The organism is Nostoc sp. WHI (assembly GCF_015714725.1).
GTDB lineage: Bacteria > Cyanobacteriota > Cyanobacteriia > Cyanobacteriales > Nostocaceae > Nostoc.
On the sequence record NZ_WBKM01000029.1, the window covers coordinates 19,128 to 34,597 of the forward strand.

Genomic DNA, 15,470 nt, shown 5'->3' on the forward strand with positions numbered 1-15,470 from the left:
ATGTATTTACTCAATAACTTCATCTGGATCTACTTGAAATTCCTTTCCTATAAAACAAGAAGTATGTATCAATACATCAATTGGAAGCTCAATTTGAAAAGTAGTTCCTTGTCCCTTGGCAGAAATACAGTTGAGCTTACCACCATGTTTTTGAACGACAATTTGATAGCTAATTGATAACCCCAATCCAGTCCCTTGTCCAACTGGTTTAGTTGTGAAAAAGGGATCATAGATTTTATTTTTCACGTCTTCACTAATGCCAGAACCGTTGTCGAAAATTTGAATGTTGACCCAACCAACTTTGTGAACGGTTGTTCTAATCCGAATTAAAGGCGTAAAACTGGACTGTAATTTTAAGTTCATCAACTTTTCTTCCAACACATCAATAGCATTTGTCAAGATGTTGAAAAAAACTTGGTTTAACTGTCCTGGATAGCAATTGACTAGGGGTAAATTACCATATTCTGTAATTACAATAATTTCTGGTTGATTGTTCGACGTATAACTAATACGATTCTGAAGAATAAGCAATGTCGAATCAAGCCCTTCATGGATGTCCACAGCCTTTAATTGTGCTTCGTCTAGACGAGAGAAGTTACGCAGGGATTCCACAATATGTTTAATCCGCTTGGCTCCGGCTTGCATTGATTCGAGTAATTTAGGTAAATCTTCTAGCAAAAATGGTATATCAATAGACTCCATTTTTTCTTGAACCGCAAGCACTGGTTTAGGGTAATGTTGCTGATAGGTGTTGATTAATTCTAAGAGTTGTCGCAGATAAATTTCCGTATGAAACAGGTTTCCATAAATGAAGTTAGCCGGATTGTTAATCTCATGAGCAACTCCCGCTACTATTTGTCCCAAAGACGACATTTTTTCTGCTTGAATAAATTGTAATTGAGCTTTCTGAAGTGCCAACATAGCTGTTTCTAATTCTTCAGAGCGAGACTGAGCTAAAGCAGCTAGCGCTTCTTGATTTTGTAAGGCTTGTTTGAGACGTTCTTCGTTTTCTTTAAGATCAGCTGTTTTGACTAGTTGAACACTTAATTGTTCGTTGAAAAAAGATGTGATCAGCATCCATCCTAGAAGGAATAATGTAAATAAGCCAATAATCGCAGCGATCCAATAAGTTGCAACAGTATCAACTGCTGAAAACTCGACCGATTCGACTACTGAAAAATGAGTACCCATCATGCCTATGTAGTGCATTGACGGAATGGCAGCACCCATGAGAATTGCACTGCCAATCCTCAAAAAGCGTCCTGTTACTGTATTATTAGCTTTGAGGTTAAACCCTAGCCAGAGAGCAATTAGTGAGATGAGAATAGCGATCGCAATGGAAAGTCCAACCACACTCAAGTCATAAGACATTTTGATTGGTAAACGAATAGCAGCCATACCGATGTAGTGCATTGTACTAATCCCTGTGCCCATCAGGAGGCTACCAATCAACAACCGTACAATACCAAATTCTGGCTGGCTAACTAGATACAGGGCTAATCCAGAGGCTAAAATTGCAGGTAGCACTGAAATCAAAACTGTTAACCACTCATATTCAATCGGAATCGGCAGACTGAACGCCAGCATCGCAATAAAATGCATTGCCCAAATGCCAATTCCCATAGCGATCGCTCCCCCTAGCAGCCACCTCCACTGTTCCTGTGATTTAGCATCTGTCACTCTTCTAGCTAGATCAAGTGTGGTGTAAGCCGTAAGCATGGCGATCGCAACTGAAAATAAGACTAAGCGAATATCGTAGATACCGTGGAGCATCAGCTTGAGTATTGTCCGCGATTCAATGGAAGACTAAAACCACTATTTGTCAGGCAAATAGAAAACAAGCCTCCAAAGCTTTACATTGCTTATTCTTCCCGTAACAGAAGCTTGTATTTCATATCAGCCTTGGAAAATTACTTATAAAGAATCATACAAAAAGCAAACACAACACAGAGAAGCTGGTATCATTGTGTATAGTCATAACTTCAAAAAAGCAAGTGAAAACAGGGGTAGATTTAACCAAGCTTGCCTCAGTCTCCGAGGCATCCGAAAGCATCAAGGTTGTTCCTAACGTAGCTAATTTCAAATTTTTGAATTGGAAAAAGTTATCTAGCGGTGCGGGAATGCGTCTTTTGTCTGTGGCACTGATTACGGGGCTTCTGAGTATTGCTGGGCAAGCTTTCGCACTTCAGAAAATAGGAAGTAATGGGGCTGGAGTTAGCAGTAACCAGAGGTGTTTAAAAAGGTTAGGCTACTTTAATGGCCCGGTAAGTGGCAAGTTTGCTAGCTTGACTCAAAGTGCTGTGATCAAATTCCAGCAAGCTAATAGAATACCTGCTGATGGGATTGTTGGTATTAGTACTCAACGAGCCTTGCAACAAGCCTGTCAAAGTAGAACTTCTAGTAGGAATACCAGTAGCACATATCCTGTTCTTTCTCAAGGCAATACTGGTGCAGCCGTGACAAGGTTGCAACAGCGTCTACGGCAGTTAGGCTACTTTAATGCTAATCCCACTGGGAATTTTGGGCAAATTACTAAAGAAGCTGTCATCCGATTCCAGCGAAATTATCGTATACCTACTAATGGAATTGTGAATCGACAAACTTGGAATGCACTACTAGGTTCCTCTCCGAATCCAGGCAGAACAAGTCTCTCTAGTCAACAAGTGAGAGAACTACAAGCGCGTTTGCGGCAGCTGGGCTACTTTAATACTAATCCCACTGGGAATATTGGCCCAATGACTAGAGAAGCTGTCAGCCAATTCCAGCGAAATTATCGACTACCTGTTGATGGCATCGCCAATGCCCAAGTCTTGCAGGCAGTCCGTATAGCCTCAAATGGTGGATATCCTAATCAAGAACCAAGCAGAAATTATCTCACTGTGGGCGATCAAGGAGAAAATGTCAGATTAGTTCAAGAGCGTTTATTGCAGTTAGGCTTTTCTAATACCAATCCTGATGGCTATTTCAACGATTACACCAGACAATCTGTAATTGGATTCCAGCAATATTCTCGACTTAATTCTACTGGAAATGTAGATATGCAAACTTGGCAAGCATTAGGGTTGGATAGCTCAAATGTGGGTAATTCTGCTGGGACTAATCGCTATGTAGTACCTGTTCCCAATGGCTATATAATCCCTGACAATAATCGCTATGCATTACCTCCGACTAATGATTATGTAATACCTAAGATTAATGGCAACACCTTAGTTGCTAATAATCCTTACAAAGTAATAGTGCCAATTTCTAATAATGATACTCTGAGTAAAGTGCGACAGTATATACCCGATGCTGCTACAGAGAAATCCAATCTAGGGGATTATGTGAATGCTGGGGCATTTAGCGATCGCGCCGAAGCAGAAACGCTAACGAAAATGCTCCGCTCCTATGGTCTTGATGCACGAGTAAAATACAATTAAAGTAATTCGTAATTCGTAATTCGTAATTAAATTGACAAACTCAACTGCGAACCTTCTTGAGTTTTATTCACTTCAATCCTGGCTTGGAAAGCTTCTTTGAGGTGGGGCATGTGGGTGACAGTGAGGATGCACGCGAAATCAGATGATATCGCATTAATCGCGGCAATCAAGCGATCGCATCCTTCAGCATCCTGTGTACCAAAACCTTCATCCACAATCAACAATTGCAACGCCGCCCCTGCCCGTTGCGCTAATAATTTTGCCAAAGCTAAACGGATGGCAAAGTTAATTCTAAAAGCTTCCCCACCAGAGTAAGTTTCATAAGCTCGTGTTCCTCTAGAATCGGCGATTAAAATATCTAAGGTGTCGATCAGCTTGGCATTTTTCTTGGTTGATTTAGCGCTGCGCCCAGCTTTTTGAGTAATAAATTGTACATGAAACTGATTCCCACTCAACCGCGAAAGTAATTGATTTGTTTCGGCTTCCAGTTGCGGTAACACATTCTCAATCATCAGTGCTTGGATGCCATTTTTACCAAAAGCTTGCGCTAATTCCTGATAAACACGATATTCCTGCTTGCAAGACTGTAGTTGCTGCTGCTGTTGTTCATACTGAATTTGTAGCGTTTCCAGTTGATGCGCCAACTGTTCTAAACGCCCCAACTTAGCTATTTGCTCATCAAGTTGCCGTCTGCGTATTCCTAACTGCTGCTCTAGAGCTTCAATTTGGGCAGATGGGTTAGCTGTTGCTTGTAGTTGCTGGATAATGCTTTCGATTTGTCCGCCGAGTTTTTGCCGCTCGGTTACTCTGGCGCTTCTAGACTCTTCTAACTCTTGCAATCTCGTCTGGAGTTGGGGATATTGTTGCTGGGCTGATAGCAGTTGTTGATACCGCAAATGCCAAGATTGAGCTTTCTTTACAGCCATGCGGAGGTTGTTGTGCTGTTCGGAACTATAGCCAATTTCAATAATGTGACGCTCAAGAGCCACGATTTGTTTAGCACATTCCGAATCAGTTTGATCGTGCTGAATTCTGGCTTGTAATTGAGCAATTTGGGACTGAAGTTCTGGTTTTCGGGCTAATAGTTGCCCTTGTCGTTTAGTCGCGTCTTTAATTTGCTGGAGTTTAATTTCTGCCCATCGCCACCGCTCAACTTCGCTCCGGGCAAGAGCGTGGTCTTGTTCATTATAATTAATTTGTTGCAGATATTGGTCTAGCTGTCGCAGTTCGGCTTGTTTATCGGCAGCGTAATCACCACCTTGGAGCGATCGCTCTAAATGCTGTTTTTCGGCGGCAATTTGTTGTAACTGTTGTTGGACATCAGTTGTAGCTTCTAACTGCGCTGCTAACTGTCCCCGTTGTTCGCGTAAACCGTCATAACTCGCTAACTGTTGGGAAATTTCCCGATATTCCTGCCTAAGTACCTGAATCTCTCTGTCAGACACAGCCATTTGTTCTCTGACTACCCAAAACTGCCCTTGAGTATCTTCTAACTCAGCCTGGGTTTTTTCCACCACCCGACTCCAGTGATGTTCATCTAAAGGACGCTCGCACAATGGACAAAGAGCTTCAGGATTTTGGAGCATTTGCAATTTCTGCTCTAATTCTCCGATTAGTTTTTCATAGTCCCGTTGATGAGCTTGCAAACGTTCGATAAAGTGCCGCCTTTCTTGCCCTTTTTCCTGGACTCGTTGCAGATAAACTCGCTTTTTCTCCAGTTCCTCAATCTGGATTCCCACATCCATCACCGCTTGTTGTAGTTGCGGTTGGCGGCGCTGCTGGCGTTGCAATTGGTTCTCAGTACTTTGCAGTTGTTCGAGTCGCGCGACTAAACCAGCATGAGTGCGATCAAGTTGGCTTTGTAAAATTGCTCGTTGTTGCAATAAGGGAGTAACTTGCATTTGCAGTTGATCTAAACGAGCAACATGGTGACGGGCTGCGCCCAGTTGTGACAAAGCCGCTTCTACTTCACCTGATTTAGTCAAAGTTTGCTGAATTTCTCGCTCTTGTTGCTGTAAAGCTTCGATTTGGGCTTGAGCTTGTTGCAGTTGCCGTTCGATTTCGTGAATTTGTTTGGTAAGCTGTTGTTGCTTTTGTTGGCGAGTCTGCCCAGCGCGGGTATGTTCTTCAAATTTGACAGCAAAAGCTTCTTCTTGAGATTGTAGACTTTGATATTGGGCATATCCAGCTTTAATCTCAGCTTCTTGGTGTAATATTTTTTCTAAATCTGATAGCTGAGAGCCAATAGCTGATTGTTCTTGTTGGAGGCGATCGCAATCTTGGGTAAGATTTTGGTATTGCTGTTTTACAAAGTTGAGTTGTTGTTCCCAATTTTGGCGCTGGTGTTGGACAACTTGCAAACTTTGTAATTGAGTATTGTCAAAAGCTTGCACCTGTTGCAGTTGGTTAAGTTCCGCTTCTAACTCGATTCTTTGCGCTTGGGTTATGTCGCGTTGTTGCAACTGAGTTTTTATCGACTCCAAAGAACGCTCTAGCTCTAGCGATCGTCCTTTTAACTGACGAGAAGATTCCTTAGCCCGTTCTTCCAAATCATCATACTGATTGAGTTTTAACAACTCCGCTAAAATTTCTTTGCGTTCCGTAGGACGCTTGAGCATAAATTCATCGGCACGACCTTGACGTAAGTAGGCAGAATTAATAAAAGTATCATAATCGAGCTTGATATGTTCTAAAATCAAATCTTGTGTCGCTCTTACGCCTTTGCCAGTGAGCGAGCGAAACCCAGATGGTATTTCTATTTGAAATTCCAGAACGCTAGCACCTGCGCGAATTCGGGTGCGAATTACCCGATATTTTTGCTGGTTACTTTGGAAAGTAAAATCAACCCGAACTTCTTTCGCGCCAGAATAGATGACATCATCTTCAGCAGTGGCACGGCTTTCACCCCAAACTGCCCAAGTGATTGCTTCTAAAAGGGAAGATTTCCCCGCACCATTGGAACCACAAATACAAGCCGTATGCAAACCACGAAAATCTAAAGTTGCATCACGGTAACTAAGAAAGTTTTTCAGAATAAGTTGTACTGGGATCATTCAGGCTATAGTGCCACATCTACTTTTAATAATTAACAGTACAGATGCACTGTTTGTTAGTTTAGCTATGTAAATATCAGGTTTCTAGTTTTGAAGACATCAACTTTACAAAAATTAACAATAAGGTAAGTAACCTTTTCTTGTTCGATGAAAAATTTTTACCAGCTTCGGAGAAAATTAAACTTACGTGGAGGTTTCTGGTTATTTACCGTTGTTAACTGAGAAGAAAACATTTACAGAAGAGTTGAGGTAGATAATTTCTTTTTGACTGTCTGATGAGAGTATGCCTGGATAATCCTAAAAAATCAAAACCCGCTAGGGCGGGTTTCGTTTGTATGGTTCCACTACTGCTACTTGCCAAGACAGAATTTTAGTTTGGCTAATTGCGTAGGCGTAGCCCGTCGTAGACATCGCTTGACTTTGAGCGAGGTATCAAAAATCCAATATACGTACCGACAGTAAATTTTGTTAAATCTAGAAATTGCGGGCGACTCTTCTCGTCGATAACTGCAAGAGTGAGAGAACCAATCACCATAATCAGCGTTACAACAGCCAGCACTTCATCTCTTGAAGGAAATTTCTTAGATAACATTAAAGCTTGTTTGAATAACTACATCTTTAGCTTTACAGGCGAGTGGTTGCTGTAGGCTTAAATACAAGCTTGCGATATGAGTAAGTTATGTATGCGATGGGGATGAATTGTCAATTTGGCAGTTAAAATCAGCAAAAGTGTAGTGGTTAGGTTATGACGGGGCGATCGCTTTCCTGTTCTCCAGAAGGTATCCAAAAAGCAAAAAAAGCTTTGATTCGCTATTCGTTAACTCAAAAAACATTAGCCGAAGCGTTAGAAGTGACTCGCCAGCCGATCGGAAAGTTCTTTACAGGTAAACCTGTTGACCGCAATCTGTTTGTCCAGATTTGCGACAGGTTAGATTTAGAGTGGGAAGAAATAGTTGCTGAACCAGCTAGTGAACCAGAGGTAAATCAGGATAACAGCATTGATATTGATGCGATCGCGCAAACAGTACGTGAAAAGATAAAACCTCTCATTCAAAAAGACTGCGGCACAATGCGGGTGTTAGATATGACTCAACCCATTGGATTGAATGACATTTACACCAGCGTCAATATATTGGAGAAAATCACTGGACAGCAACGGTTAGGAATTGATGAATTATTACAACAGTATACGAGCGAAGATTTTGACCACCTTAGACTCAACAGAACTACTCAAAAACGAGTGCCAGGACTGGAAGCGGTTGAGAAATATTCCAAGCTGATGATTCTGGGTAAACCAGGAGCAGGTAAAACTACGTTTTTGAAGTATTTAGCAATTCAGTGTATTGGAGGTGAATTTCAGGCTGAACGTGTGCCGATTTTTGTCACCCTTAAAAACTTTGCGGAAACAGCAAATAAACCTGGATTACTGCAATACATCAGTGAAGAGGTAATCAATCCTATCCAAGATGTAATAACTTATGGTAGAGCATTGGTTTTACTCGATGGGTTGGATGAGGTTAGAGAAGAGGATAGCGATCGCATCTTAAAGGAAATTCGTGAGTTTTCTGACCGTTTCCCAAACAATCACTTTGTAATGACCTGCCGAATTGCAGCAAAGGAGTATACCTTTGAGAAGTTCACAGAGGTGGAAGTTGCTGATTTTGACGATGAACAGATTGCCAACTTTACCAATAACTGGTTTAAGGATAAAGCTGTAAAACCAGAGACTTTTATTAAACGCCTGGAAGATAATAACCGCATTAAACAACTTGCTGCAAGTCCGCTACTACTGACGTTGCTTTGTTTAGCATTTGAAGAGTCAGGGGATTTTCCAGCAAATCGTTCTGAGTTATATAAGGAAGGACTGGATGCGTTATTGAAAAAATGGGATGCCAGGCGGGGAATTCAACGTTACCAGATTTACAAAAAGCTATCAATCCAACGCAAAGAAGATTTACTCAGCAAAATGGCGTTGACTACTTTTGAAAGGAGTGAATATTTCTTCAAGCAGAAAGTAGCGGAGCAATACATTACAGAATACATCCGTAATTTACCCGATGCTAAAACTGACGAAGAAGCATTGCAACTTGACAGTGAGCAAGTTTTGCGTTCAATTGAGCATCATCATGGGTTAGTTGTCGCAAGAGCGAAAAGGATTTACTCATTTTCTCACCTAACATTTCATGAGTATTTCACAGCTAGAGAATTTGTAGTTGTAAGACAGTCATCAGAGGAAGCACTGCAAAATCTTGTTAGCCATATTACTGAGAAACGCTGGCGGGAAGTTTTTTTGCTGGCGGTTGGGATGTCTCCAAGTGCAGATCGGTTATTGCTATTGATAAAAGAGAAAATTGATTTTATAGTGGCTGATGATCAGAGGTTGCAGCAGTTTCTTCTGTGGGTAAGAGAAAAATCTCTTTCCGTTAAGTTTTCTTACAAACCAGGAGCAGTTAGGGCTTTTTACCTCTCCCTCTCCCACTCCCTTGACTTCTCCCGTTTCCTCGACTTCTCCAGTTCCCTCGACTTCTCCAGTTCCCTCGACTTCTCACTCGACCTCGACCTCTCTCTAAACTACTACCTCTTCCTCTCCCTCGGACTCTCCCTGTGCCTCTCCCTCTCCCTTGAAGTCTTTCGCCCCCTCGACTACGACCTCTCCCTCTCCCTGTGCTTCTCCCTCTGCCTCGACCTCGACCTCGACCCAGAACTCAAGAATTTGCTGCAAAAACTTCAAGAGCAACTACCAAGCAGACAAGACAGGCAAGAATTTCAAAAATGGTGGTTAGCTAATGGAAAGGCTTGGTGTGAAGAATTAAGAGAAGTAATGATTAAATATCGCAATATTGGTCATGATTGGCAGTTCAGTAACGAGCAGAAGGAATTACTTAAGCAGTATTATGATGCCAATAAATTACTGGTAGATTGTCTAAATAATGATTGTTATGTCAGCCTTAAAGTACGACAGCAAATAGAAGATACTTTGCTATTACCGATCGCAGAGATTAAACAGCGCCAGCAGCAATATTAAATACCCATGTAATATCATAGAACGTATTACCAAGTCATCGGATAGTAAGTCCATTAATAATCAAGGATTGCGCTTCACTCGATTACATCAGGAATTACTCTACAAATTGACTTTAGCAATTATAAAAAAAAGCGGAAATATTTACCAATTTCTAGTAAATAAATCTACAATAGAAGTAAGAGTTCACAGTCAGCTTGTTTGCCTCCATTGAATGGCGTAAGTATGTGGACGTAAGTAATGAAACAAAGTCTGGAAACAATTAGACAAACTTTGCGTCATGCAAGTATTTTGCACCTTATTTACTGACGCACATTAGCAAGATACAAATTCTGACTCCTGACTCCTGACTTCTGACTCCTGAATTCTTTTATATAAGTACTTTTATCTTCGGAACACGCCTATAGACAGGTTCAAAAAAAGTCAGAAACAAACTCAGTGAATCCTCGTCATTACACACATCACATATACAAAGGATGACCCTCTTATGACTCGTCTACATCAATGGAAATCTGGAACTGCTGCACTTATGGCAGTAGCCGTTACTACAAGTGTCATTAGCCCTTTATTTAGCTTGGCTCCTGCTAATGCTCAATATAGAATTGGGCAGGATAGAACTGGGCAAAATGGAAACGTTACCATTCCTTCTGGGGTTGCTTTTCCTGTCACTTATGAAAAAGAGACAGTTACTATTGCTCCTGGGGAAAGTAAATCCCTAACCTTGAGAATAGCTAATGACATTATCGACAGAAATAGAAATGTCTTGATTCCCGGTGGTACTAAAGTAAATGGACGGCTAGAATCTGTTGACTTAGACAATTATTCAAGAGATACAGACGATAACAAAGGAAAAGGCGTGCGGTTTGTAGCTCAAGAATTAGAATTTTCTAATGGTCGGCGTCAGTCGATTAATGCAACTTCTCGGACATACACCACAACTCAAAAAGTTTCACAGGGGCCTAGCACAGGTCAGGTTTTAACTGATGCAGCTATTGGTGGAGGTGCTGGTCTTTTAGGTTCACTAATTACTGGCAACAACAGAGTTGACGATTTAAAACCTGTTATCGGTGCGGCTGCGGGTGCGGGTGCGAGTATCCTGTTGCGGAAAAAAGAAGCCAATGTCTTTGTCCTCAGACCTGCACAGGATTTGAGGCTTACACTGAATTCTAACTTGAATTTAGTACCACCATCTCGCTACTAGATTTAACTGCATTTAAGTCGTGAATTTAATCATCCCTTATAGGCGATCGCAACTTTAACTATAGTGTGCGATCGCCTTCATTTTTAACTCTAAAAAATCTACTTCCCAGCAACTATTCTATCTCTGTATCCTCTTAATCAGTAGACCTCTTGCATAAATAATTTTTTGTCTCGCGCAAAGGCGCAAAGAAAAAAGCGAAAAGAAGGACTTTTGCAAGAGGTCTAGTATCCATATTTATGGGAATACTTATTTAATTTCACTAAAAAATAATAGGCTGATTACACTACTTTTATTACCTACTTACTTTGACATAGATTTTTTGATTATGACTGTATTCCTAAAGTAATGGTTTTTACAAAAAGCAGAAATAATTGGGAACCTTATACTTCGGTAAATGTCTAGTTAATTAATAGCAAAAAACTAATTTTACTGGAGTAAAAAAATAATGTTTACCTTAAATCGTTGGCAATCTAAAACAGCTGCATTCATGGCTTTGAGCGTCACAGTGGGGACTGTAGCGCCTTTCATTACAGCTTCACCATCTTTGGCTCAAACTACTTTTTCTGATGTTTCATCTAACTATTGGGCAGCACAATTTATTCAACAATTATCACAACGAGGTGTTATTGCTGGATTTCCAGATGGTAGCTTCCGCCCTGAAGAAGCAGTAACACGCGCTCAATTTGCTGCTATGGTCAACAAAGCTTTCCAAAAAGCACAGCAACGGCAAGCAATCAATTTTGCTGATGTGCCAAGCAACTATTGGGCATCAAGTGCCATTCAGCAAGCCTACACTATAGGTTTCTTATCTGGTTATCCAGGTAATCGCTTTGAGCCTAACCAAGCTATTCCCCGCCAGCAGGTTTTAGTTTCTCTGGCTAACGGTCTGCAATATACTGCCAGGGTTAATACCGAAAGCACTCTGCAATACTTCAACGATGCCTCTAACATCGCTAGCTATGCCCGTAGCCCGATCGCAGCCGCAACTGAGAAGCAAATTGTCGTGAACTATCCTAATGTGAAGTTCCTAAATCCAACTGCAACCGCCACTCGCGCCCAGGTAGCAGCTTTTATTTACCAAGCATTGGTTAGTTCTAATCAAGCCTCAGCAATGAACTCGCCCTATGTCGTGGCTCTTGGACAACCTACTACCCCCACTACCCCAACGCCTCTATCAGTTACAATTCCTCAAGGGACTGCTATCCCTGTGAGGTATGATAAAGCAGAAAAAATTCTGGTTACAAAGGATGAAACAGCACCTTTGACATTGACAGTATCCCAAAACGTGGTTACGCAAGAAGGAACTGTAGTAATTCCTGCTGGTAGTCAAGTTATGGGTCAACTCAAACCTGCTACGGGTGGTTCTCAATTCGTTGCCGAGAAACTGGTTTTAGCCAATGGTCAAGAGTATCAACTGAACGCTAGTTCTGAAGTAATTACCAAAACTGAAACCGTCAAGAAAGGTATCAGTATTAGTTCAATTATCAAGAAAACTGCCTTGGGCGCAGGTGCAGCAACTGCAATATCTGCTATCACTGGCGATCGCGCCATTGCGACAGAAGAAGTCTTGGGTGGCGCTGGTATCGGTGCGTTGGTTGGTCTGATCTTTGATAGAGATAGTGTTGACTTAGTTGCAATTGATCCGAATACCGATCTAAAAATGACGATTAATCAAAATTTGCTGGTTTCAATAAAATAATCGGCTGACTTTCACCGGATTAGGACTTACGAAAAACTGTAGGGGCAATTCATGAATTGCCCCTACCTAAAAATCATTCTTTTTGGCTATTGTTTGCGTAAGTCCTGCGGATATTGAAAAGAAGAGATGGTTCGCGATCGCTATTCGTGAACCATTATCTGCGGGAAAAGCAACGAGCTATCGAGCTTCAGGTAAAAAACCTCCCTCTCGCAGTTCCTCTATGCTATTCTTAACCGCCTGAATCAGATAATCAATATCTGCATCAGTATGTGCTGTAGACAGAAAACAATTACGCCCTTCCCAGATGTAAATCCCTTTTTCTAGCAGGTGATAAAACAGCAAATCCAAATTGCCTGAAAATGAAAAGCGAAACAGGGAACCAAAATTTACGATGCGGATGGGTAAATTTTCAGTTTGAAAGTAAGTATTCAAAGTCTCAGTTAACTGTGATGTGCGTTCATTTAACTCCTGCACTAAAGAATAGCCTTGTTTTTGAAGATACTCAAGCACCGCCTTGGCAGATGCCATTGTTATATGGTTTTTATTGAAAGTCCCGGCAAAAAATGTCTTTTCGGTCTGGGGGTATGAAGCGTCTCCATAGTTCCACAAACCGCCATCGATCGCATCCATATAAGCAGTCTTTCCTGCTACAATGCCAATCGGCATCCCACCACCGACAATTTTGCCATAAATGGCGATGTCTGCTGTAATGTTAAACCATGCTTGCGCCCCGCCTGGGTGGATGCGGAAACCTGTAAGTACTTCATCAAAAATTAGGGCTGTTCCTGTTGCTTGTGTTAATTGCCTTAATTGCTGCAAAAATTCTTTGGGTTGTAAATCGGGTCGGCGACTCTGAACAGGTTCAACAAGGACTGCGGCTAATTCGTGAGCGTGAGCTTGCAAAATATCCAAAGATTTAGGATTATCGTAATCTAGTACCAAAACGTCTTTAACTGTCTGCGGAGATACTCCTGGTACAATCGGTACAGCATTTATCTGATCATTCGATGCTGTAGCCAAAATTCCATCAAAATGGCCATGATAAGAATTAGCAAATAAAGCAATTTTACTACGACAAGTTGCTGTGCGTGCTAGACGTAGAGATGTCATCACCGCTTCTGTTCCAGAATTGCAGAATGTTACCCGTTCCATACCCGTAATCTCACAAATTAGCTGGGCTACTTCTCCGGCCAAATTTGACTGGGGGCCGATTTGTATACCTTGTTTAATTTGCTGTTCTAAGGCTTCAGTAATAAATGGTGGGTTGTGACCAAAAAGCAGTACACCAAATCCCATTGCAATGTCAACATACTCATTGCCATCCACATCCCAAAATTTGCCGCCTTGCGCCCGCTCTCCAATTATGGGATAGAGCATTTCCTTGATCGAAGGACGGAAACCCGCCACTGATCTGCTGTCGGCTAAAAATTGGCGATAGGCTTGCGATCGCTGTTTTGATTTTTGAGTCCGATTTGTATATCTTAATATCAACCTGTCTAAATGTTCTTGCTGGATTGGATTTAGACTTTTGAATTGAGTTTCTTTTCTTTGTAAGCCAACATTAGTTACAGAAGGCTTGGATGCTGTTTGTTCAATTTCAAGTTTTGGATAAAAAGATACTCCGGCATCAGCTTGGTTTTGTTGACTTCCTTGGGGAAAATAAGTGTTAGATTTTGGTGGGCGATGATCTGATTCCAAAAATCCATGATCGGATAATGACACCTGCTCTGTCATACTGTTGCCGGAGAGAAGTTTTAACTGTTGAGACATCACCTTAAGCTGTTGCTTAATTATCATTTCTATGGTGGCATCAGGCGTTACTCCTACTTCGACAAAAGCCCCCATATCAGGCATTATTGGCTCTGTGGATGTAGTCGCTGCCTTCGGTTCGGCTGGTTGTGCAGGTTCTAACTGAGGTGTCCATTTTGGAGGTAAATTATCTTCTATATAGTTTGCTAAAGCATCAATAGTTGTTAACTGCTCAAATAATTGACGAATAGCAATTTTAATTCCAAAGGTATTTTCAATAGTTTGTACAGCGTCCATCAGTATAATTGAATCTGCGCCCATTTCTAGAAAAGGAGCGTAAATATCTACTTCAGATGGATGCGATCGCAGTAATTGGGCGATGTCAGAATGTAATACTGCAAGAATAGTATCTTTTTGAGTACTTTTAGGAAGTTCAGCTATCTGAGACTCAGATTTATTTTCGTCTGATTTCTGTTCATTTATATTATTCATAGTTAAATTAACTTTTTCAAACCAGTAACGTTTGCGCTGGAAGGGATAGGTGGGAAGTGACAGCCAACTTCTAGAATAGTCCCGATCAAATTCACTCCACTTAATACTGATTCCCCGGAGATACAGAGCAGATAAACTTTCTAATAACACCTGCCAATTATCTTGCTTTGGAACTAAAGAAGGCAGCCAGGTAGCTTTAACTTCCTGTTGGCAAGATTTGCCTAAACTTGACAGGATGGACTTTGGGCTAATTTCTATAAATATTTCACAGCCCTGCTGAAACATGGTATTTATCCCTGCCATGAATCTTACAGGCTCGCGGGAGTGGCGTCGCCAATATTTGGCATCTGGAACTTGCTCAGGCAAAATCATCTTACCCGTTAAGTTGGAAATTAAGGGGATGTCTGGAGCTTGAAACTTTATTTGGCTAGCTGTTTGTTCCAGTTCGTCTAAAATAGGAGCGATCGCGGGAGAATGAAAAGCATGGGAAACATTTAAAGCTCTAGTCTCCACACCTTGAGCGTTAAATATTGCTTTAACTTCTTCAAGGGCTTTATCATCACCAGAAATCACAATATTTGCCACACCATTAATCGCAGCAACAGCTAACTGGCTATAAGATTCAATCACCTCCTCCACCAATTCTTGCTCGGCAAACACAGCCAACATTCCCCCATCAGCAGGCAAAGACTGCATTAAACGCGCACGAATCGCCACCAACTTTAAGGCATCTTCTAAACTCAAAACTCCCGCCACCGTTGCTGCAACATATTCTCCCAAACTATGACCCATAACCGCATCCGGTTCAATGCCCCAAGAACGCCACAATTGGCAG

At 41.5% G+C, this 15,470-nt stretch carries 8 protein-coding genes; 4 read left to right on the forward strand and 4 right to left on the reverse strand.

Annotated elements, in window-relative coordinates; all coding sequences use genetic code 11:
• Window positions 1–6 precede the first annotated feature (6 nt).
• The gene (locus F8S12_RS02930) at window positions 7–1,773 is read right to left on the reverse strand and encodes an MHYT domain-containing protein (RefSeq protein WP_196514724.1); all 1,767 of its coding nucleotides are present in this window, start codon (window positions 1,771–1,773) and stop codon (window positions 7–9) included.
• A 221-nt stretch (window positions 1,774–1,994) separates the two neighbouring features.
• Between F8S12_RS02930 and F8S12_RS02935 the strand changes: the two genes are divergently transcribed.
• A complete protein-coding gene (locus F8S12_RS02935) occupies window positions 1,995–3,419 on the forward strand; it encodes a peptidoglycan-binding domain-containing protein (RefSeq protein ID WP_331001338.1) in 1,425 nt (474 codons plus the stop codon).
• A 26-nt stretch (window positions 3,420–3,445) separates the two neighbouring features.
• Here F8S12_RS02935 and sbcC read toward each other — a convergent pair whose 3' ends face one another.
• Together sbcC and F8S12_RS02945 are read right to left on the reverse strand one after the other, a co-directional pair.
• Window positions 3,446–6,472 carry an exonuclease subunit SbcC gene (gene sbcC, locus F8S12_RS02940; protein WP_196514725.1) on the reverse strand — a complete coding sequence of 1,009 codons (3,027 nt, stop codon included), beginning with the start codon at window positions 6,470–6,472 and terminating at the stop codon, window positions 3,446–3,448.
• A gap of 379 nt (window positions 6,473–6,851) precedes the next feature.
• Window positions 6,852–7,064 carry a hypothetical protein gene (locus F8S12_RS02945; protein WP_196514726.1) on the reverse strand — a complete coding sequence of 71 codons (213 nt, stop codon included), beginning with the start codon at window positions 7,062–7,064 and terminating at the stop codon, window positions 6,852–6,854.
• 153 nt (window positions 7,065–7,217) lie between these two features.
• Here F8S12_RS02945 and F8S12_RS02950 point away from each other — a divergent pair, with 153 nt between their 5' ends.
• From F8S12_RS02950 to F8S12_RS02960, 3 genes are all read left to right on the forward strand, one after another.
• Complete coding sequence (locus F8S12_RS02950; protein WP_196514727.1) at window positions 7,218–9,497, forward strand: NACHT domain-containing protein; 2,280 nt, start codon at window positions 7,218–7,220, stop codon at window positions 9,495–9,497.
• A 484-nt stretch (window positions 9,498–9,981) separates the two neighbouring features.
• Window positions 9,982–10,695 carry a conjugal transfer protein TrbI gene (locus F8S12_RS02955; RefSeq protein ID WP_196514728.1) on the forward strand — a complete coding sequence of 238 codons (714 nt, stop codon included), beginning with the start codon at window positions 9,982–9,984 and terminating at the stop codon, window positions 10,693–10,695.
• 445 nt (window positions 10,696–11,140) lie between these two features.
• Window positions 11,141–12,394, forward strand: coding sequence for an S-layer homology domain-containing protein (locus tag F8S12_RS02960; protein ID WP_196514729.1), 1,254 nt, complete (start codon window positions 11,141–11,143; stop codon window positions 12,392–12,394).
• 177 nt (window positions 12,395–12,571) lie between these two features.
• Here the strand turns inward: F8S12_RS02960 and F8S12_RS02965 are convergent.
• Window positions 12,572–15,470 (reverse strand): aminotransferase class III-fold pyridoxal phosphate-dependent enzyme (locus F8S12_RS02965; RefSeq protein WP_196514730.1); only part of this gene is annotated, 2,899 nt, incomplete at its 5' end.